The organism is Candidatus Aquarickettsia rohweri (assembly GCF_003953955.1).
Taxonomy (GTDB): Bacteria; Pseudomonadota; Alphaproteobacteria; order Rickettsiales; family Midichloriaceae; genus Aquirickettsia; species Aquirickettsia rohweri.
Window position 1 is genome coordinate 1 of record NZ_RXFM01000009.1, and the last position, 20,975, is coordinate 20,975.

Below are 20,975 nucleotides of genomic sequence, written 5' to 3' on the forward strand. Positions count from 1 at the left end.
CTACCTGACTAAGCTTATCTATTGATTTGCGCATATCACATGCTTGATTATATATAAATATTTTGGTTCTTATACTTCCTATTAACATTCTAAAATTCCTACTATCGCTTTAATCTCTTCTATTTTGCATCCTTTATTAAACCCTATTCTTATCCCCTTTTTACTTTCTATTATCATCTCTGATTTTATTTCTTCACTTCTTTCTTCTTCGCATTCTTTCACTCTTATTGGTATAAATTTATTTTTTACTGTATTTCTTTTATTTTCTACAAGAATTCTGTGCCATTTATAAAATGTACTTCTCGGCACATTCTTTTGCTTAAAAAATTCATATTTACTTACATTACTTTTTTTATATTCTTCTACTAGCTCTTTCCATTTTTCATTACTTATTCTTTTTTTCTTTTTTTCTAATAGCATCATTAGCCTCTATTTTTTTAGGCTTTTGTTCTACCACTTATTTTTATTCTTGCCTAGATGCCCTTATTTTAGCGCTTACTTATTAATATAGTTTATTTTTATAATTCATCATGAACCATTATATTGTCTGGCCCAACATTAATTTCTATAGCCGCAGATTTTTGATTATCTGAGAAAGTGCTCTGTAAATAATACTTATAGTGTCCATCAGGACTTTTTTCCTTTATTTTTTCTTCAAAAGAATTATTACCTGGTTCTAATGTTGCAATTTTATTATTTGCGTCTACCCCCAAATAACTATATACATCAAAAGATGATCGTTCACAATTTTCTTTATCACTATCAATACTCCAATCAAAAGATAAAATCATATCTTTTTGATTAAAGCTCTTGCTAATTAACTTAGTTGAATCTTTGCAAATTTCTACTGGATTCTTTAAAGGCATATATAGCTTTGAAATAACAGGGAAATGATCTGATGGATATTGTGTTACATGCTCATCTTTAGACCATTGTCTTGAAGCATGTATTATTATAGCTTTGTTTTTTTCAGGATCTGAAAAAAAGGCATAATCTGGAATAAAAATATGATCTATTCTATTATAGTTACCATCAGGACCTCCACTCCAATTGTGAAAAGTTGCACGATTATCATTAGGATTGAAATTATTTTCTTCTGGTTTTGGCGCAAAAATATCAACTAACCCATTACCTACTTTACACCCCATACCTTGAATTTCTTCATGTCTACCATCTGATCTACAATTAGCATTAAAATCTCCCATTAAAATTACTGGAGAATCTGGATTATCTTGTCTTATTTTTTGCAAATTTTCATCAATTTTCGGATAACTAGCTCTTTCATCTCTGCCCACATGAAGATGAGTATTGCAAACAAAAACATTTTTACTACTTTCTACAATTTCACTAAATAAACCACATTTAACATATCTAGGTCCCCATTGATCTCCAGTTACTTCAAATGAGTAGTTATTTTTCAGATTCCAACTATCAGCTTTATACAATAATAATGCACCATTTCCAGGAACTTGTTTATAGTTCAAACCAGACATATTAGACATTATATAGTCCATTTGAAAGCCACCAGCTTCCTGAATACCTATAAAATCCATAACACCTATTTTTTCACCACTATCAGTATTTTCTTCACCTTTTAAAATTGAAAGAACAAAATCTTTCCTTTCATTCCATTCCTTTTGTCTATCATCTCCACCTGCAGGTGAGATACGAACATTAAATGTCATTATATTTAACGATAAATCAGCACTATTACTCTTTGCACCTTGATTATTTATTTTTTCATCATTTAACTCTTCTCTTTTAACCATTTCTTCCTTAACCGTGACCTTCAGTGACTCTGAAGTCCTACTATCTGCAAAGTAAGCAGCAACATAATAATCATATTTTGAACTACCAGAAACTTCTTCTGTAAAAGTAGCTTGAGTATTATCAAGAGTAGTTATTAAATTATCGTAATGAACTCCTTTATAATTATATACTAAGTATTTCATTACAGGACATTCTTTATCTTTTTGATCAACCTCCCATTTAAAAGAGACAGCACCATCTTTATATTTTGGAGACTCAATAAGAACCGGTTTTGATGGATTTTTAGTACAATAATCTATTTTAGTGTAATCTACTGTTACACTTATTGGAAAATGGTCAGTTGGATATTGTGTTTGTCCATCTTTCGTACGAGTATATATTCCTATAACCGGGTTATAATTACCTTCTCCAAGATTGTTTGGAACAAAAATATGGTCGATCAATCTAGTATAACCTTTCTCATGATGATCACCTACATATACATTATGTTTGAAGTGATTGCCTTGTTTTACTCCATGACCTGTTCCTGAAACATCACCTTGCTTAAAATCTCTATCAAAGTTATACATTTCAGGTTTTGATGCAAAAACAGCCACTAACCCATTGTAAATTTTACAACCACTCTTTCCATCTGGACCACAATGACCATTAAAATCTCCCAAAAAGTATACAGGATCGGTTGTATGATCTATTATAATTTCATTAAACAACTTATGCCTAATTATTTCAAAAGTTTTGGTTTCTTGCCTATCTGTAGTAGCATGTGTATTACAAAAATAAACCCCTATTTGCGCTTCCTCTTTAAGTTTAAAGTATGCACAAACAGCATACCTATCATCTCCTAAGTCTATTTGGGGGAATCTTTCATTAATATCCCATACTTTTTCATTATAAAAAATAGTTGCTGGATATAACTCACCATCTTCTTTACGTAATAATGCTAAATTACTTTTTTTAACATTTTGTTCTATATAACCTAATTGAGACTTTTCATAAGGTGCATTATGATCTCTACAATTATCCACGACATTATTTTGAGCTTCCTGTACACCTAAAAAATCTAACTCTGCCTTATTTATTGTTTCAACAAAAAAATCCTTCCTTGATGCCCAACTTTCTGTTCCAGGGTCACACGCTTCTGCAACTCGAGCATTAAAAGTCATTAAATTTATTTTTTTAGCCATAATTAATAATCCCCAATATTTAAATTACAGTTTTATTATGTATTACTTTAATTCTATTAACAACCTAAAGTAATGTCTAATATTTTTATATGTTTTATAAATTATATGACTATGTAAAGTAAAATTCTTCTCATCTATAGAAAAATCATTGATTAAATTAAGAAAAATATTTCACTTAAAACCAGAGTATTTTCGAATACTTAAATAAAATATATAAGCTAATTATCTTGATATATTAAAGGATTTATCTGAATACTATATTTGTCTTTTAATTTTTTTATAATATCATCTAAAATTATCTCTTGCTCCATTTGCTGTATCTGAGCTTCATATAATTGCTTGTGCTTTTCTACTTTAGATTCAGGCGGTAAAATAACTTTTTTCAAATTAGCAATTAAAACCACTTTTTTCGAATAATCTATAAAAGGCTTAGTATATTCATTAACTTTTAGCTCAAAAATAGATTTATAAAAATCTAAAGGGATATTTTTATTCACACCATTGCCAGATAGTTGTATATTAGTAATATTAGTATTAGCAAAATCAAATAAGGATTTATTATATGTTGAATTTAATGGTTCTTTACTAGAGACTTTCAACTTATTTATAATTGTTTTTAATTGATTGTCATACCATATCTCTTTTAAATCTAGCTTTATTTCTTCTAATTTTCGATCTTTTTCAGGAAATATTTTTTTTACTTTAAGAATACAAAATTTATTTGAACTAATTGGGAATAAATGACTTTGAAAATTTAATTTTGTATCAAATGCATTTTTTATAAATTGTTCTGTTTCAATTAGACTATTATTATTAACATTATTTTCACTTTTTATTATATCAGTTGTTTCTAATGTCAAATTATAATTCTTAGCTATATATTCAATACTTTTACCTTGCTTTACCTCACTCTGTATTTTTTTAATTATGTCTAAGAACTTATTAAACGATAACTGCTTTAAATACTCATTTCTTAGAGTATCTTTTACGTCATTAAACTCTTTCTTTTTTTTAGGTATGATTTTTTCTACTTTAAAAATATAAAGTCCAAGTGGAGTTTCAATTACTTCACTTGTTTCACCTATTTTAAGACTAAAAAGCTTTTCAGATATATCTTCATCAAAATCGTTATACGTAATAATTCCTAAATTATCATTCTTAAACTTGGGGGCATATTTTTTTGTTACTGCTTTAAAATCAGCTCCTTTCAGCAATTCATTTTTAGCTTTAGTTGCTCTATCTAAAGAGTCTAATTGAATTTGACTTACATCCCTTTTTTCTGGTTCAACAAATAAAAAACTTTTTTCATCATATAGCTTTTTTAAATCTGCATCACTAACATGATCAATATCGTGCTTCAGTAACTCCGAAGAAATTAAAACATAATCTATAATTCTTTTCTCAGGAATTTTAAAACTATTTTTATTTTCCTCATATATTGTTTTTAATTCAGCTTCATCAGGATCATGGGGTAATTTAAAAGATGAAAATGGAATTTTTATTAATTTTATATCTCTTGTATGTAAAACATCTTGTAAAATAATTTGAATTAAGCCTGGTGTTATAACATTATGAGCTGAAATTGAATTAATAAATGTAGATCTAATAATATTTTCTTTTAACTTATCGATAAAATCTTGTTCAGATATACCATAGCTTTGAATAAATTTATCAAAAATATCTTTATTAAACTTTCCATCTTTAAAGAATACAGGTATTTTTATAATTTCTTTCTTAACTGTATTATCATTTGCTACAATGCCTAAACTTTTAGCTTCAAGTAAAATCAAAGTACTATTGATAATATCATTAATAACGCTACCTTTTAATTGCAGTATCTCAGTTTTAGGTATATCTTTTCCATATTTTAACTTAGATTCTTTTACAGCCTCTTGTAAAATTTTATTAAATTGCTGAAAAGAATATTCTAGATCTGAAATTTTTATTGCGTAATTTGCTTCTTTTTTACTAAAAATATCACCTAACCCACCAAAAGCAAAGGCTAGAATTAATAGTAAAAGTAATAACTTTATTATATTTTTAAAAAATTTACTTTGAATCACTACTTTTATTTTGAGGTAAGTTTATATCGATTGATTTCAATTCCTTATTTAATTTGGTAATTATATCATCTGTAATATCAATAGAATCATCACTATATAATGTTGCAGCTTTATTAAAAATTATGGTTATATTTTTTTCTTTAGCTAATACATTAACAATTTTCTTTAAATTATCATCTAAGATTTGATTAATATTATGAACCTTTTTATCAATTTTAACCCTTTGATCATAAAACTTTTTTTGCAACTCTTCTTCCTCTTTTGCCAACTCATCTCTTTTACGATTGTACTCCTTTGATGACATCACATTCTTTTTCTTTTCTAAATCTTCAACTTTTTTAGAAAAACTTTTTCCAACCTGAGTAACTGATTCATCATAATTCTTTATCTCATTTCCTACTAACTTACTAGCTTCAGTATATGCCGTAGATTTTTCAGTAATTTTACTAGTATCAATTATACCTATTTTAGTTTGAGCACAAGCATTTTCAATTAAAAATAAAAAAGCAAAAGCTGATATAAATTTTAAAAACTTCATTTTAAACTCCAAAATAATTACTAAAAATACGTTCCAATACTAAATCTTACTCTTGATACATTGTCAAATGATTCCTTTCTAAAGGGTATGCCATAATCTAATTTTATTACACCAAGAGGAGAATCCCATACCAGTCCAATACCATACGATGCTCTGATTTTCTTACTATTATGTATATAATCACGATTTAATGTGTCATTTTTACATAATGGCTCAGGACTTACATTTACATCAGGTTTTTTACTATAATCACTACATGTACAATTAGCACATTTTTTACACTTATATTTAGCTGCATCTGTGTCAAATAAAGTTCCAAAATCAGTAAATACCACTCCCTTCATTCCAAATTCTTCAGGAAGACCAATAGGAAATGATACTTCTGCAGTACCTGTAAAAAATGTTTTGCCCCCAAGTGCATCTTGATCATTATTACCATTATATTTTTTAACTCTTGGACCTATGCCAGACACATCAAATCCTCTAATATATTCTTCTCCAACAAAAAAGCTATCGTTAATATTAACATATTTGTCACCAAGCCCTCTTATATTACCAACCCTTCCTATTAAATTTAATACAATATTATCTTTATATAATGGTTTATAAAAACTAGTATATAATTGATTTTGAAGATATTTTACATTTCCACCAACACCTGCAAAATTTTGACTAAATTTAATTATATACCCCTTTGTTGGACTAACTCTACTGTTTAATTTATCATAAGTGAGTGAGTGACCAATCGAAGACAATGTGGTTTTTATTGGCTGAGCCTTTAAAAATACAGATGCTTTATCAATTTTTTCAGCTTTTTCTTTTTTTATGGAATAATTAAGATTATGATATAAATATTCATTAATATCATATCCCATTCTAAGAGATATACCTTTGTTTTTAGCACTAAAAGAACTTTGATTAGTTTTATCTTGAGATGTAGTAAAAATATCAAATCCAACAGATAGATTACGGTCCATAAATTTAGGCTCAGTAAAGCTGAATGAAATATCTGAACTTTTTTTAGCCTTATTAAAATCAAATTCTACAACCTGACCTTTACCTAAGAAATTATATTCAGATAATGTAGTTGACCCAATTGGTCCTGAAGCAGTGTTATATCCAATAGCAAATCGCATAGAACCAGTAGATGTTTCTTTAACTTTTATATCTAAATCTAATTTATCATCTTCATAAGTCTGCTTATTTTCAAATTCTACAGATCTAAAATAGCCTAAATTTCCAACTTTTTGTTTAGATCTTTGAATTTTTGACAAATTAAATGGATCACCTTCATAAAATTTCAATTCCCTCCTAATAACCCTATCTAACGTTCTAGTATTACCCGTTATATTAATATTTTTTATAAAATATTTAGATGTTTCATTAATTGTAAAATTCACATTAACAATTCTATTTTTATCATCTTTATCTAATTTATAATCAACATTTATAAATGTATATCCCTTATCACCTAAAAAGTTAGTCATCTCATCAATAGAATCATCAATCAAATTATCATTAAAAACTTCCCCTTCTTTAAACTTAATAAACCTTTTTAAATCTGATTGATTTATATCTCTTATTTTGCAATCAATTAATGATTTTCCAAAATTAAATTTTTCCCCCTCATCAATTATATATGTTAATAAAAAAGATTCAGCATTTGGTGTAATTTCTACAGTAGATGATAAAACCTTAAAATTAGCATACCCTTCCTGCATATAGCGCTCTTTTAATAATTCTTTATCTAACATCATTCTATCTTGGTCATACAAATCACTAGAAGAAAAAAATCTATACCAAGCTGCTTCACGTGATGCTATAGTTTGTAGCAAATCTTTTTGTGAAAAATTTTTATTACCATAAAAGGTAATTTTTTTAATTTTTGGTTTTTCACCTTCATTAATAAAAATAGTTATATCTACTGTATCAGCATCTTGTTTTTTTAAAGAGGAATGAACTGAGGCAGAAAAATAGCCCATTTTTTTATATGTAGACTCAATTCTTTTAATGTCCGTATCTAATTGAAATTTAGAATAAATATTTCCAATTTTGGTTTGAAGTTCCTGCTTTATGGTTGTATCTTTAATTTTTTTACTACCTTCTATAGATATGCTTCTAACTATAGGATTTTCTTGCACTTTAACGGCAATAGTATTATTTGATATTTGCGTAATTGATATATCAGAAAAAAATCCCTGAGAATACAAACTTCTTATTGAGTTATCAATACTATTTTGAGTAACTTTTGAACCAACTTTAAAATCTAAATAATATATAATAGTAGCAGTTGGAACCCTTTTATTTCCAATAACTTCAATTTTATTTACAATTTCTGATGCTTGTAAATTTAAAAACTGAAAACAAAAAACAAAAGCAAAAATAAATTTATACAATAATCTCATTATATCTTAACTTAATAATAATTTAATTTTAGTGAAAAACTCCATCTCTTTTAAATCATTCCAAAAGGCAGTAAACATTATCATAATTAAGATAGCAAAACCAATTTTAAAACATAATTCTTGAATTTTATAATTAATTGGCTTTCTTATAATGCCTTCTATAGCGTAAAAAAACAAATGTCCACCATCAAGCATCGGAATTGGTAGTAAATTCATAAATCCTAAATTAAGAGATATAATTGCTATGAAATAAAGTGCCGCAAAAACACCTTGATTTGACATATCTTCTGAAAGCTTAGCAATTTTTATTGGCCCACCAATACTATCCGTTCCCACTTTTAAGGAAACAACTTTACCTATAAATTTTAAAAATAAGTATGTATAATCTAGTACCTGTAAAAAAGAGCTTTTAACTGCTTCAGCAAAATTTACATCTCTAGAAGAATATTTTTCAAAAGTTACTCCAATTAAGCGCATTTTTTTAGCTTCACCAAATATATTTTTACCTTTCGCTTCATTTGCTGTCAATTTAACACTAGAATATGAGTTGTTACGAATAAAACCTACTGTAACATCGCCACTTGGACTTGCATTGATTTTATTACTAATATCAAATGCTGAATTAATTTTTTCTCCATTAATATCTACTATAAAATCACCTACTTTTAAACCTGCCACCTCTGCTGAAGAGTGTTCCATAATTTTTGTAATTTCAGGTTTAATTTCCTTAACTCCACTAAATATAGAAATTACAACAAAAAGTAAAAATGTTAAGAGATAGTTAGCAAAAGGCCCACCAAAGACTATCAGTGATTTTTGCCATAATTTTTTATTATGAACAGAAGATTGTCTTTCTTCTTCAGACATTGTTTTAAGCTTTTTTTGATCTGGAACACTGGCTACATTTTCATCACCATACATCTTTACATATCCACCTAAAGGTATCACAGCAATTTGCCATTTAGTATCTTTGCTATCTTTCCATGTTATAAGTGGTTTACCAAACCCTATTGAAAAGACCTCAACCTTAACACCAAATAACCTTGCAAATAAAAAATGTCCCAATTCGTGTATAAAAACTATTGGAGTGATAAATACTATAAACCAAAATAATGCTGTCATTGGAACAAAAAATATATTGAATATACTAAATAGCAATAAATGAACTATTTTACAATTGAAATTTTAAACAAAAGATTGCTTTTTAATTTCATAGCTTTAAAATCTTATTAATATAAAAATTACCTATTAAAATCTAAAAATTATGATTAAGTTAAAATACGTATTGTTAATATCGCTATTTTTCACAATTATTTTGAGTGGATGTGCAAAAAAAAGCAATTATGGCACTAACGAAAAAAATTTTCAAAATAAACGTTACCCAAGAGACAATGAGTTTATTATGAATGGAGGTTATAAAATAAAACTACCAACTAACCCATTCATTAGTTCAAAAGAAGCTGTTGAGGTATATAACAAAAATAATAGTAATTCACTAAATAACATTCCAAAAGTACCAGAAAATTTAAAGAAAAATTAATTACTAAATAATAATGAAGTTACTTGATTTAAATATATTTGATGATGAGATAAAAAAATTAACTTCAATATTAAAAACAAAATTTAATATTATTCCAAAATTTGGAGTTGAGATCGAGTTTTATTTAAGGCATAAAACAGATAAGTTATCAAAAAATGAAATTATAGAAGATTTTAAAAACGATGTTCAAAAATACGACCTAACTTTTTCTGAAGAAAAAGGCCTTGACCAATTTGAAATTCAACTTGAACCTTCAACTAATAGCTTAATGCTAATCAATAAAATAAAAAAAGTTAAACTTAATCTACAAAAAATTGCTAATAAGCATAATTTAAAAATAATATTTAGACCTAAGCCATTTTTAGGAACATATGGCTCTAGCATGCATTTTCATTTAAGTTTATATAATGATAAAAACCATAATGTATTTTCAGATGATACAATAAATACAAATATGTTTCTTAATAATGTTACTAATTCAATTCTTTTAATACTTAATCAGTCTTTATATTTAATATGTGGCGATAATTTTGAAGAATATAGTAGATTTACTCCTAATTTTATGGCTCCAGTTAATATTAGTTGGGGTAGCAATAATAGAACTACAGCGGTAAGAATACCAGATAGCGACATAAATAGCCGAAGATTAGAATTTCGAATTCCATCAGCTTCATGTGATCCACAAAAAATTATATTTTTTCTACTTGTTGCAGTATTAGATGCTCAAAAAAATCCAAAAGCAACTATCGACAGGGTATATGGCAATGCTGCTGATTCACAATATAAATTTAATGAATTATTCAACAGCCCAAGCATTGCAAAAGAAAACTACAGATTAGATGAGATTTACACAAAATTACTAAGTTAATTTCAAATAAAAGCATCTGATTTATTTTAACTTGACAATACAATTTTTATTTTTAAGATGTGCGAGAAGAAAGTACTTTTAATCCTTTTTTTACTAACATTAAGCTTTAATTTAGTACATGTTAAAAATTGCAATTTTAAAAGCGGATCATATTCCTGAATCCAGATGGCAATATTCAGGAGGGGATTATCCAGAAATGATTAAAAAATTTTTTGTTACCACAGGTAAAAATATTAATTTTTTATCATTTGATGTAAGTAATAAACAATATCCTTTAGAATTCAGTGAAATTGATTGCTTTATAATTACTGGAAGTAGAGCAAATTTATGTGATAATAAAGATTGGATTAATGAGTTAAAAGTAAGAATATTAGAATACTATAAATTAAGAAAAAAAATTATAGGTATTTGTTTTGGTCACCAACTTTTAGCTGAGTTATTTGGTGGAAAAGTAGAAAAATCAAAGCAGGGGTTAAATATTGGCATACAAACATTAGTCTTTGATAAAGAATTAGATTGGATGACACCTTTTCAGTCATCATTAAATCTTTCCCACTGCCATAAGTATATAGTATCAAAATTGCCAAATAACAGTAAAGCAATTGCTAAAAGCCCATTACATGATATTGCCGCATTTACTATGGATGATAATGTTTTAGGAATTCAGGCACATCCAGAAATGTTAAAGAAGCATTGTATATATCTAGAGGATAAAATTATAAATAAAGACAAGAAGCAATTTGAAGATAAAAATATATCGAAACATAATAAATGTAATGAAATTGAGGAAGTTGATTGTCAAATTGTTGCAAAATGGCTTATCAATTTCATAAATAGCTAAAATAATTTAACATCAGCAAAATGAAACATCCAAAAGCAATCTATTATCTATTTCTTTTTGAAATGTGGGAGAGGTTTAGTTATTTTGGAATGCGTGCAATCCTAACGCTTTACATGATTCAACAATTAAAGTTACCATATGATACCTCTTTTATTATATATGGTGCATTTACTACTTTTGTATATATGACTGCAATTTTTGGAGGTTTGCTTGCAGATAAGTTTTTTGGACATAAAGAATCTGTTAAGCATGGGGCCATATTAATAATTACAGGCCATATCTTGCTGTCTTTCCCAAGTATTCATGGTGTGAGCGCAGATATTGGGTTATACACAGGTTTATCATTTTTATCCATAGGCACAGGTTTTTTCAAGCCTAATATTCCTGTTATTTTTGGTAATCTTTATGATAAAAATGATATAAGACGTGATAGTGGATTTACAGTTTTTATTTTTGGTATAAACTTAGGTTCTCTTTTAGCAACCGTCAGTGTTCCTATCGTTGCTCAAGAATTTGGATGGCACTATGGATTTGGACTTGCTGCAATTGGAATGAGTTTTGGCTTAGCTATTTTTATATATGGTGATAAGATAGATGTATATAAATCAAATAAATCAATTGATATTAATAAAAATAATAAATCACCATCATTAATTTATTTAATATCTTTAACTGTCATTCCAGCTTTAGTTTATATATTTATTAAACCTAATAATATAGGATATATTTTAGGAATAGTAGGATGTTTTTATATTACTTACTTTTTATACAAAGTTAAATCTGACCATTCTATGGGCATTAATGACAGCAAAAATATCATTTTAATATCATTAATTTGTATTATATTTTTTGCATTCTTTGAGCAATCTGGTTCTTCTATGGTAATGTTTATAGAAAATTTTGTTGATAGAAAAATGTTTCAATTTACAATTCCTATTCCTTCTGGATCATTTAAGTCTTTAAATCCTCTATTTATTTTTTTGTTAGCACCAATCTTTATTAAACTTTGGTATTTCTTAAATAAAAAGTATGAGAATTCAATGTTATTATATGTCAAGTTTTCCTTTGGATTATTATTTATTGGACTTGGATTTGGTGTGTTATCACTTGCAGCTAACTCTATTACTCCAGATTATAAAATTTCAATAATGTGGATAGTAATTTGTTATTTTTTCTACACCCTTGGTGACTTATGCATTTCTCCAATTGCATTATCTGCAATGACAAAACATGCCCCTAGTAAATACTCAGGATTGATGATAGGAGGATTTTACTTAAACATAGCTTTTGCCAATTATATCTCAAGCCTAATTGCAGTAAATGTAAATACTGATCCAATAGGTTATTCTTTAGTATATAAATATATATTGCTTATATGCATATTTATATTTCTATTATTGTTAACATCTTCAATTCTATTTAAAAACAAAAAAGTTAACTCTTAAGTATTTGTTTACATAGCAGAAACACATTATTAATGTATTATGGATATGAAAATAATAATCTTTGCATTTATAGGTTATTTGGATTAACATTCTACAAAATAATTTAATTTTTTCATGCTTGGATTGGCACTAGATACATCTTATTTGCTTGCATCTGTTGCTATAGTTAAAAATGCCAAAGTGCTATATTTTGACTTAAATGATAATAAAAATGAGCAAGCAGAATCACTAAATTTGATGATTGAAAAAGCCAATGCTACAACCAAAATTAGTTTTAAAGATTATAATTATATTGCAATTACTACAGGGCCAGGAAGATTTACTGGAATGAGGGTAGGAATAACTGCTGCAAATGCGCTTGGGTTTATATTAAAAATACCTTTGTTACCAGTATCAAATTTTGATATTATAGCATTCTCCTTGAACATAAAGAAACTTGGTATAGTATTAGAAGCAGGAATAGACAAATTTTACTTTCAAGAATTTAACAATAAAAAAAGTATATCTGAAATTACAATAATAACTTTAGATGAATTACATAAGATCAAAAAAAGAATTTATCTAGCTGGAAACATTGATGAAGTGGATACAAAATTTATTATAAATGCAGAAAATGTTGCTAAATTTGCAAATCATAAATTAAATTATACAACTAATAATTTAACTAATTTTATGTCAAATTATGTAAAGCCTCAATACATTATTAATAATTATAAATAAAGGAGTAATTGATATGTCAAACAATAGAATTACTGTAGCATATGGAGATGGTATAGGCCCAGAAATTATGGAATCTGTACTAAAAATCTTAAGTTATGCCAAAACAGGCCTAGAAATAGAAACTATAGAAATTGGAGAAAAAGTTTATAAAAAAGGTTTTTCTTCAGGAATTTCCGATGATGTCTGGGAAGTATTAAAAAGGAATAAAATATTATTAAAAGCACCCATTACCACACCTCTTGGAAAAGGATATAAAAGTTTAAACGTTACATTTAGAAGGACACTTGAATTATTTGCAAATATTCGCCCTTCTTTATCATATTACCCTTATGTTGGTAAATTTAAAAACATGGATGTGGTTATTGTACGTGAGAATGAAGAAGATTTATATTCTGGAATAGAATACAAAATTACACCTAACTCAACAATGGCAATGAAGTTATTATCAACATCTGGTTGTGAAAAAATTATTAGATATGCTTTTGAATATGCTCAAGCTAATAACAGAAATAAAGTAACATGCATTACAAAAAGTAATATAATGAAAATAACAGATGGATATTTTAAAGAAATATTTGAAATAATTGCTTCAGAATATCCAAATATAAAAACTGAGCATATGTTAGTTGATATAGCTTCAGCAAAACTTGCAAATAATCCAGAAAATTTTGACGTTATAGTTACTCTTAATTTATATGGGGATATTATTTCAGATATTGCCTCAGAAATCTCTGGCTCAGTAGGTTTAGCAGGAAGTGCTAACATTGGAAAAGAATATGCTATGTTTGAAGCTGTTCATGGCTCAGCACCTGACATTGCTGGAAAAAATATTGCTAACCCTTCTGGATTGTTAAATTCTGCAATTATGATGTTAAAATATTTAGGAAAAAATGAAGAAGCAAAAATTATTCACAACGCCTGGCTAAAAACAATTGAGGATGGGTTTCATACAACAGATATATATAATCCTGATAAAAGTAAAAAAAAGCTAAGTACAACTGAATTTACTCAAGCTGTTATTAACAACTTTAACAGCGCTCCTAAAATATTAACCAGTAAATTTAAGGACTCTACAGGAAAACAAATCTCTATTAAAGAAAATTTAGCAAGTACTGAAAAAAGTGAACTTATAGGAACAGATTTCTTCATCAAAACAAAATTTAATTTAGAATTAATCAAGAAATTACAATCTATTAATAGCATTTTAAAACTACATATGGTCTCAAGCAAAGGATTATTAGTTTGGCCTAAAGCTCTAACTAATCCAAATGTAGATTTTTACAGATTTAGATTTTTAAAATCTAATAATATACATAAAATTTCTCAAAAAGATATATTGGAGTTACATACTAAAATCAATGAATTAGATCTTGACATTTTGTCAATTATCAATTTGTCTAGTTATGATAATAAAATTGGGTTTAGCTTAGCTCAGGGAGAATAAATGTATTTAAATGTTACATAACCATTTGAAAGCAATAAAAAATGCACTAAATTTTAACAATTTTTCTAATTCAGATAGGTTTAAGCTTTCTTGGATTAGATTAGCAAGAACAAAAAATGTTGGAGCAAAAACATTTATTGAGCTTATTAAAATTTTTGGTGATCCTGAAAAAGCAATTCAAAACATAGGTATTTTAGCAAAAAGAGGAGGCTCTTCTGCAAAAAAATTAGTTCCACCAATCTCTTTAATTGAAAAAGAAATAGATAATACTATAAAATATGGTGCAAAAATAATTTTAGCATGTGACCAAAATTATCCTGCACCATTATTACATACACCTGATTTTCCACCTTTAATCATAGCAAAAGGAAATACTGAATTTTTAAAAAAACCTATGTTTGCTATAGTTGGAGCAAGAAACTCTACAATTAACGGAAATAAAATTGCATTTGAATTTGCTAATGAAATTTCAAATTTAGGCATAGTAATAGTCTCAGGAGTTGCAAAAGGGATAGATTCATATGCACATAAAGGAAGCTTAAAAAATGGAACTATTGGTGTTATTGCTGGAGGAATTAATCATATATACCCAAGAGAAAATTCTAAATTATATGAAGAAATTTTTGATAAAGGGTTAATTATTACTGAGCAACCTATTAATTCTTCAGTCTTAGTCCAACATTTTCCTCAAAGAAACAGAATAATAGCTGGACTAAGCTGTGGAATTTTAATTGTAGAAGCTACAAAAAAATCTGGAACATTAATCACTTCAAAATTCGCCTTAGACTACAATAAAGAGGTATATGCTATCCCTGGCTCTCCGTTAGATTCAAAATCACAAGGAACCAATGAACTATTAAAACAAGGAGCTAATTTAGCTTTATCTCCTACTGATATAATAAAAAATTTAGGTAAATTGATTGAAGGAAATAATAATTTAATTTTTGATAATGTTAATCATTTTAAAGATACTAATTTAAAAAATTTACCCTCTGATTTAGAACTTAATTTATTTAGAAATAAACTTTTTAATTCTTTAAGTCCTTCTCCAGTAAGAATAGATGAAATTATAAATAAACTTGAAATTCCTGTTAATATCTTTAACTGCCTTTTATTAGAATTAGAGCTTGCAGGTAAAATTTCAAGATTGCCAAAAAATAAAATTTGCTTGATATATAAATCATAGCAATGGATAAAAACAAAAAAATATTCTTAAAAAATAAAATATATAAATTAAAAGCTGAAGCTATATATTGCCAAACTAATTGATTAATGCTAAGTTAAGGCAAATAAGCATCATTTGGTTTATATATGGTTGAGTTCGCATTACCTAAAAATTCAAAAATAACTAAAGGTAAAAAATACAAGCAAGGTTCCAAGGATAATAACACTAAATTATTCAAAATTTACAGATATGAACCTGAATCAAATGCAAATCCTAGAATTGATACATTTGAGATTGATTTAAATAAATGTGGATCTATGGTACTCGATGCATTAATAAAAATAAAGAGTGAACTAGATAGCACATTAACATTTAGAAGATCTTGTAGAGAAGGTATTTGTGGCAGCTGTGCAATGAATATTGATGGAACAAACACATTAGCTTGCTTGAAACCAATTGAAGATATTAAAGGAAGCGTAAAAATTTATCCATTACCTCATACAGACGTTGTTAAAGATTTAGTTCCAGACTTAAATATGTTTTACGCTCAATTAAAATCTATTAAGCCTTGGTTACAAACTGAAAGTAAAAATATTAAAGGAAAAGAAAGATTGCAATCACCTGAAGAAAGAGACAAATTAGATGGGTTATACGAATGCATACTATGCGCGTGTTGCTCAACTAGCTGCCCTAGTTACTGGTGGAATGGCGATAAATATCTTGGTCCAGCAGTATTGCTTCAAGCATATAGGTGGATTATTGATAGTAGAGATGAGGCCACTAAAGAAAGACTAAACGATCTTGAAGATGAATTTAAATTATACAGATGTCATACTATAATGAATTGTACAAAAACATGTCCTAAAGGATTAAATCCTGCTAAAGCTATAAGTAAAATAAAAAATATGATGGCTTCAAGAGTATAAAAAGTAATTATGAAAATATTTAAATTTGGTGTTGTCGCACTATTTATTCTTTTAAATGGATGTAGCTCAAAAAAATCTGATATAGAATATAAAACAATTAGCGAATACGAATTATTTGAACAAGGAAAAAAAGAAGTACAATCAGGTAATTTTAAAGAAGCAGTTAAAACATTAACAAAACTTGAAAACGAGTACCCTGCTTCTGATAATTACTCAGATACATTAGTACTTAAAGCTTATTCTTATTATGCAAATGATAAATATACTGATGCAATCTTAACTGTAGATGATTTTTTACATCAATTTCCTATAAATAAAAATACTTCTTACATGTATTTTATAAAAGGCATGTCTTATTATAACCAAATTATGGATATAGGAAGAGATCAAGAATTTACTTTAAATGCAAAAAAAGAATTTGAAATATTAGTCAATTTATTTCCAGGTTCAAAATATGCTAATGATGCAAAATGGAAACTAGAATATATTGATAATATTTTAGCTGGCAAAGAAATGGATATTGGTAGATTTTACTTGCGCATTCATAAACCTATTTCTTCAGTTAATAGATTTAAAAATGTAGTTGATAACTACCAGACTACTATATTTATACCAGAGGCGCTTTATAGGCTAGTTGAGGTTTATTATATATTAGGTATAAAAGAAGAAGCTATTAGATATGCTTCAGTTCTTGGCTATAATTATCCTAATAGTACTTGGTATAAAAAATCTTATCAATTACTTACTTTAAAATCTAAAAAAAGCAAATAACTTAAATTAAAGAACTTTTGAATTCAATGTATATAGGAGATTACAAGATCAATCCTAAAAAATCAATCCATATTATAGGAATCGGTGGCATTGGTATGAGTGGATTATCAAAATTACTACATAAAAATCAATTTCTTGTTCAAGGCTCTGATATAAAAGAAAATTCTCAAATTAAGGAGTTACGAAAATTAGGAATTCACATATTTATTGGCCACCATAGTAAAAATATCTCGAATTGTGATTTAATTGTGAAATCTTCAGCAATAAAAAATGATAACGAAGAAATAAAAGAGGCAAAAAACAAATCTATACCACTTATATCTCGTGCAGAGTTACTTTCTAATATAATGCAAGATAGTTATAATATTTGTATTACAGGAGCTCATGGTAAAACATCAACAACTTCTTTAGTTTACTCTATACTAAAAAGCATTGATATTGATCCAACTGTTATTTGTGGAGGAATAATTAATTCTATAAACAGCAATGTTGCAAAGGGAAGTGAAAATGTAAATGTTGTGGAAGCAGATGAATCAGATGGCACATTTATAGTATTACCAACTAATATTAGTATTATTACTAACATTGATGCTGAACACTTAGATTACTATGGAAACCTTCAAAATATTATAAATGTATATACACTTTACATTGATAAATGTCTTCTTAAAGATCTAGTAATAACGTGTAATGATTGCAAAAATCTTAAGCAAATCAATACTAAACATGTTAATCATCAAAAGCTTATATCATATGGAACTGATTCCGAAAATTGCGATATAAAGGCTATTAATTTAAAAAATACTAATAAAGGTGTAAAATTTGACATTTTAATATCTAAAAAAGGTCAAAAAATTCTATCTCAAGATATTAATATAATTAAAAACATCTTGTTAAAAAATTATGGCAAACATAATATTTTAAATGCTTTATCTGCCATTATTATATATCTTTTTAAAGGTGGTAAAAGACACTTAATAAATTCAGCTCTAAAAAATAACTCAGGAGTTAAAAGAAGATTTACTAATATAGGCAAAATAAATAACATTAATTTTATTGATGATTATGCTCATCATCCTAGTGAAATTAAAGCAACTTTAGAAGTTGCTAAAGAACATGCTAGTATAAACTGTGGAAAAATAATAGCAGTATTTCAACCACATAGATATTCAAGATTAAAAGATCTATATGATCAATTTTTGACATCATTTGGTCAAGCTGACTCATTAATTGTTTTGGATGTTTATGCTGCAGGAGAAACAAGCATTAATAATATTTCAGCAAACCATTTCGTAAAAGATATTAAAAAAACATTCATTAATGCATTTTATTGTAGAAATATAACAGAATTAGAAAATAAAATTATCCACTTGTCTAACCCTAGAGATCAAGTAGTTTTTATGGGAGCTGGAAATATTTCAGATATTGCTAAGGAATTATTTAATCGATACCATCTAAAAACAACTACTAAATTACAAAATACTTATAGAGTGTCATATAGAAAAGATATATGAATACTGATAGAAACTTAACCAAATATGCAACCTTACAAATTAAATAAAATATGAAGGTTGATATAATAAAACTATAAATGAGGAATAAAATTTGGGTAAAAGGGTTAAACAAATAAATAAAAAGTTTGTTTAAAAAGTAGACTTACTTTATAAAACAAACTAAATAATTAACATCTAATTTGTCAGATAAAAACCATTCTTTCTTAATTAAATTATAACTCATTCCTTTGATATCAAGTATTTTAAAATCATTATTATCCATGATTCTAATAAGTTCTTCAGGTTTAACAAATTTATTCCAATCATGAGTCCCTATAGGCAACCATCTTAATATATATTCAGCTGCAAATTTAGCCTGAATTAGTGACTTTAGTGTCTTATTCATTGTAGAAATAAATATAATACCATTTTTTTTAACCAATTTAGAACATTCAAATAAAAAATCTTCTAAATTATCTACGTGTTCTACTACTTCCATGTTGAGAACTATATCAAATTTATTAGAATAAGTTTTGATTAATTTAGTTGTACTAGTACATTGATAATCTACTTTTATATTGTTTTCTTTTATATATTGTTTGGCAATTTTTATATTTTTTTCTGATGGATCAATTCCAGTAATATCTGCTCCAAGCCTTGCCATTGGCACTGATAATAATCCACCACCACATCCTATATCTAAAATTTTAAGATTAGCTAAAGGTTTGCTCGTTGTATTTTTTATATTAAAATAATTAATTAAATTCTCTTTTATATATTTAATTCTAATTGGATTAATATCGTGAAGAGGTTTAAATTTACCAGATTCATTCCACCACTCTTCTGCCAAATCAGAAAATTTTTTAATCTCATTTTTATTAACATTATCTTTATTAGGCATTTCCTGAATATGGTGCAATAAATGAAGAATCTTTAATTCCTAGCTGTTCAATGGCAAATGACCATTTATTCTTAATTTTATGAGAAAATATTAATTCTATTTTTGGCTGAATTATAAACCAACTATTTTCTGCAATCTCATCTTCTAGTTGGTTAGAGTCCCATGCACTAATGCCTCTAGCTAGCAAAAATTTTGACTTATTACTTTTAATAATAAAGTTTTTAACAAAATTTTGTATATCAGTATGTAAAACTATAGACTGTAGTGAGCTAAATTGTTGCTCTTGTTTTTTATCTATACTTAAAGCGATTATTCTTTCTGTATTCACTGGGCCACCAAAAACAATTGGCAATTTTTCATCTTTGATTTTATCAATATTTTTATCAAAAAGTTTTAATAATTCATGATTTGAAACTGAGCCTATTTCATGATTTAATATAACTCCTAAAACTCCATTTCTATCATGCATAAATATATATATTAGAGATTTTTCAAAAAAACGATCTTCCAATTTGGGAGAAGCTATTAGTATCTTTCCTTCAAGTGAGTTAAAATTAGTTTTCATAAAATACCTACTATTATTCACCAAGTAGCCATAGGAGGCATAGACATAAGAATGGCTTCAGTATTACCATTAGTCATTAAACCAAATTTTGTGCCTCTGTCATATAATAAATTAAATTCCACATATCTCCCTCTTTTTTCTAGTTGCATAGATTTTTCTACTTTTGTCCATTTTTTCATAATATTTCTCTTTATAATACTAAAAAAAGCCTTTTTAAATTGTACACCAATTTCTTTAGTAAATTCAAAATCTTTTTCCCAGTTACCACTGTTTAAATAGTCATAAAAAATCCCACCAACCCCTCTAGGCTCCTTTCTATGAGGTAAATAAAAATAT

At 26.9% G+C, this 20,975-nt stretch carries 19 protein-coding genes; 10 read left to right on the top strand and 9 right to left on the bottom strand.

From position 1 onward, the window contains the following. Positions 1-81: 81 nt before the first annotated feature. From tnpA to rseP, 6 genes are all read right to left on the bottom strand, one after another. On the bottom strand, positions 82-423 hold the full coding sequence (gene tnpA / locus EIC27_RS01065) for an IS66 family insertion sequence element accessory protein TnpA (protein WP_126044313.1): 342 nt from the start codon (positions 421-423) through the stop codon (positions 82-84). A gap of 95 nt (positions 424-518) precedes the next feature. Further along, a complete protein-coding gene (locus tag EIC27_RS01070) occupies positions 519-2,954 on the bottom strand; it encodes an endonuclease/exonuclease/phosphatase family protein (protein ID WP_126044314.1) in 2,436 nt (811 codons plus the stop codon). Positions 2,955-3,172: 218 nt separating this feature from the next. Continuing rightward, positions 3,173-5,017 carry a peptidyl-prolyl cis-trans isomerase gene (locus EIC27_RS01075; RefSeq protein WP_126044315.1) on the bottom strand — a complete coding sequence of 615 codons (1,845 nt, stop codon included), beginning with the start codon at positions 5,015-5,017 and terminating at the stop codon, positions 3,173-3,175. Beyond that, complete coding sequence (locus EIC27_RS01080) at positions 5,004-5,555, bottom strand: OmpH/Skp family outer membrane protein (protein ID WP_126044316.1); 552 nt, start codon at positions 5,553-5,555, stop codon at positions 5,004-5,006. The genes EIC27_RS01075 and EIC27_RS01080 overlap by 14 nt, the downstream gene beginning before the upstream one ends. A gap of 20 nt (positions 5,556-5,575) precedes the next feature. Next, complete coding sequence (gene bamA, locus EIC27_RS01085; protein WP_126044317.1) at positions 5,576-7,960, bottom strand: outer membrane protein assembly factor BamA; 2,385 nt, start codon at positions 7,958-7,960, stop codon at positions 5,576-5,578. Positions 7,961-7,966: 6 nt separating this feature from the next. Then, a complete protein-coding gene (gene rseP, locus EIC27_RS01090) occupies positions 7,967-9,082 on the bottom strand; it encodes an RIP metalloprotease RseP (protein WP_126044318.1) in 1,116 nt (371 codons plus the stop codon). Positions 9,083-9,224: 142 nt separating this feature from the next. Here rseP and EIC27_RS01095 point away from each other — a divergent pair, with 142 nt between their 5' ends. The 10 genes from EIC27_RS01095 to murC all read left to right on the top strand — a co-directional run bounded on the left by EIC27_RS01095 (position 9,225) and on the right by murC (position 19,194). Beyond that, positions 9,225-9,500 (top strand): hypothetical protein, encoded by a 276-nt coding sequence (locus EIC27_RS01095; RefSeq protein WP_126044319.1) that lies wholly within the window; start codon positions 9,225-9,227, stop codon positions 9,498-9,500. Positions 9,501-9,513: 13 nt separating this feature from the next. After that, the gene (locus EIC27_RS01100; protein WP_126044320.1) at positions 9,514-10,368 is read left to right on the top strand and encodes a type I glutamate--ammonia ligase; all 855 of its coding nucleotides are present in this window, start codon (positions 9,514-9,516) and stop codon (positions 10,366-10,368) included. A 118-nt stretch (positions 10,369-10,486) separates the two neighbouring features. Then, a complete protein-coding gene (locus tag EIC27_RS01105; protein ID WP_126044321.1) occupies positions 10,487-11,209 on the top strand; it encodes a glutamine amidotransferase-related protein in 723 nt (240 codons plus the stop codon). A 20-nt stretch (positions 11,210-11,229) separates the two neighbouring features. Beyond that, positions 11,230-12,654, top strand: a complete 1,425-nt coding sequence (locus tag EIC27_RS01110) for a peptide MFS transporter (RefSeq protein WP_126044322.1) — start codon at positions 11,230-11,232, stop codon at positions 12,652-12,654. A gap of 114 nt (positions 12,655-12,768) precedes the next feature. Next, positions 12,769-13,374, top strand: a complete 606-nt coding sequence (gene tsaB / locus EIC27_RS01115) for a tRNA (adenosine(37)-N6)-threonylcarbamoyltransferase complex dimerization subunit type 1 TsaB (protein ID WP_126044323.1) — start codon at positions 12,769-12,771, stop codon at positions 13,372-13,374. A 13-nt stretch (positions 13,375-13,387) separates the two neighbouring features. Further along, positions 13,388-14,818: an NADP-dependent isocitrate dehydrogenase gene (locus tag EIC27_RS01120; RefSeq protein WP_126044324.1), complete on the top strand. Its 1,431-nt coding sequence runs from the start codon at positions 13,388-13,390 to the stop codon at positions 14,816-14,818. Positions 14,819-14,828: 10 nt separating this feature from the next. Continuing rightward, positions 14,829-16,004: a DNA-processing protein DprA gene (gene dprA / locus EIC27_RS01125; protein ID WP_126044325.1), complete on the top strand. Its 1,176-nt coding sequence runs from the start codon at positions 14,829-14,831 to the stop codon at positions 16,002-16,004. A gap of 125 nt (positions 16,005-16,129) precedes the next feature. Next, positions 16,130-16,909, top strand: coding sequence for a succinate dehydrogenase iron-sulfur subunit (locus tag EIC27_RS01130; protein WP_126044326.1), 780 nt, complete (start codon positions 16,130-16,132; stop codon positions 16,907-16,909). A gap of 9 nt (positions 16,910-16,918) precedes the next feature. Further along, on the top strand, positions 16,919-17,680 hold the full coding sequence (locus tag EIC27_RS01135) for an outer membrane protein assembly factor BamD (RefSeq protein WP_126044327.1): 762 nt from the start codon (positions 16,919-16,921) through the stop codon (positions 17,678-17,680). Positions 17,681-17,706: 26 nt separating this feature from the next. Then, positions 17,707-19,194 carry a UDP-N-acetylmuramate--L-alanine ligase gene (gene murC / locus EIC27_RS01140; protein WP_126044328.1) on the top strand — a complete coding sequence of 496 codons (1,488 nt, stop codon included), beginning with the start codon at positions 17,707-17,709 and terminating at the stop codon, positions 19,192-19,194. A gap of 142 nt (positions 19,195-19,336) precedes the next feature. Here the strand turns inward: murC and ubiG are convergent, their stop codons facing one another. From ubiG to EIC27_RS01155, 3 genes are all read right to left on the bottom strand, one after another. Next, positions 19,337-20,074 carry a bifunctional 2-polyprenyl-6-hydroxyphenol methylase/3-demethylubiquinol 3-O-methyltransferase UbiG gene (gene ubiG, locus EIC27_RS01145; protein WP_126044329.1) on the bottom strand — a complete coding sequence of 246 codons (738 nt, stop codon included), beginning with the start codon at positions 20,072-20,074 and terminating at the stop codon, positions 19,337-19,339. Beyond that, the gene (locus EIC27_RS01150) at positions 20,067-20,639 is read right to left on the bottom strand and encodes a YqgE/AlgH family protein (RefSeq protein ID WP_126044330.1); all 573 of its coding nucleotides are present in this window, start codon (positions 20,637-20,639) and stop codon (positions 20,067-20,069) included. Before EIC27_RS01150 ends, ubiG begins: the two co-directional genes overlap by 8 nt. A 17-nt stretch (positions 20,640-20,656) precedes the next feature. Continuing rightward, positions 20,657-20,975 (bottom strand): coproporphyrinogen III oxidase (locus EIC27_RS01155; RefSeq protein ID WP_126044331.1); only part of this gene is annotated, 319 nt, incomplete at its 5' end.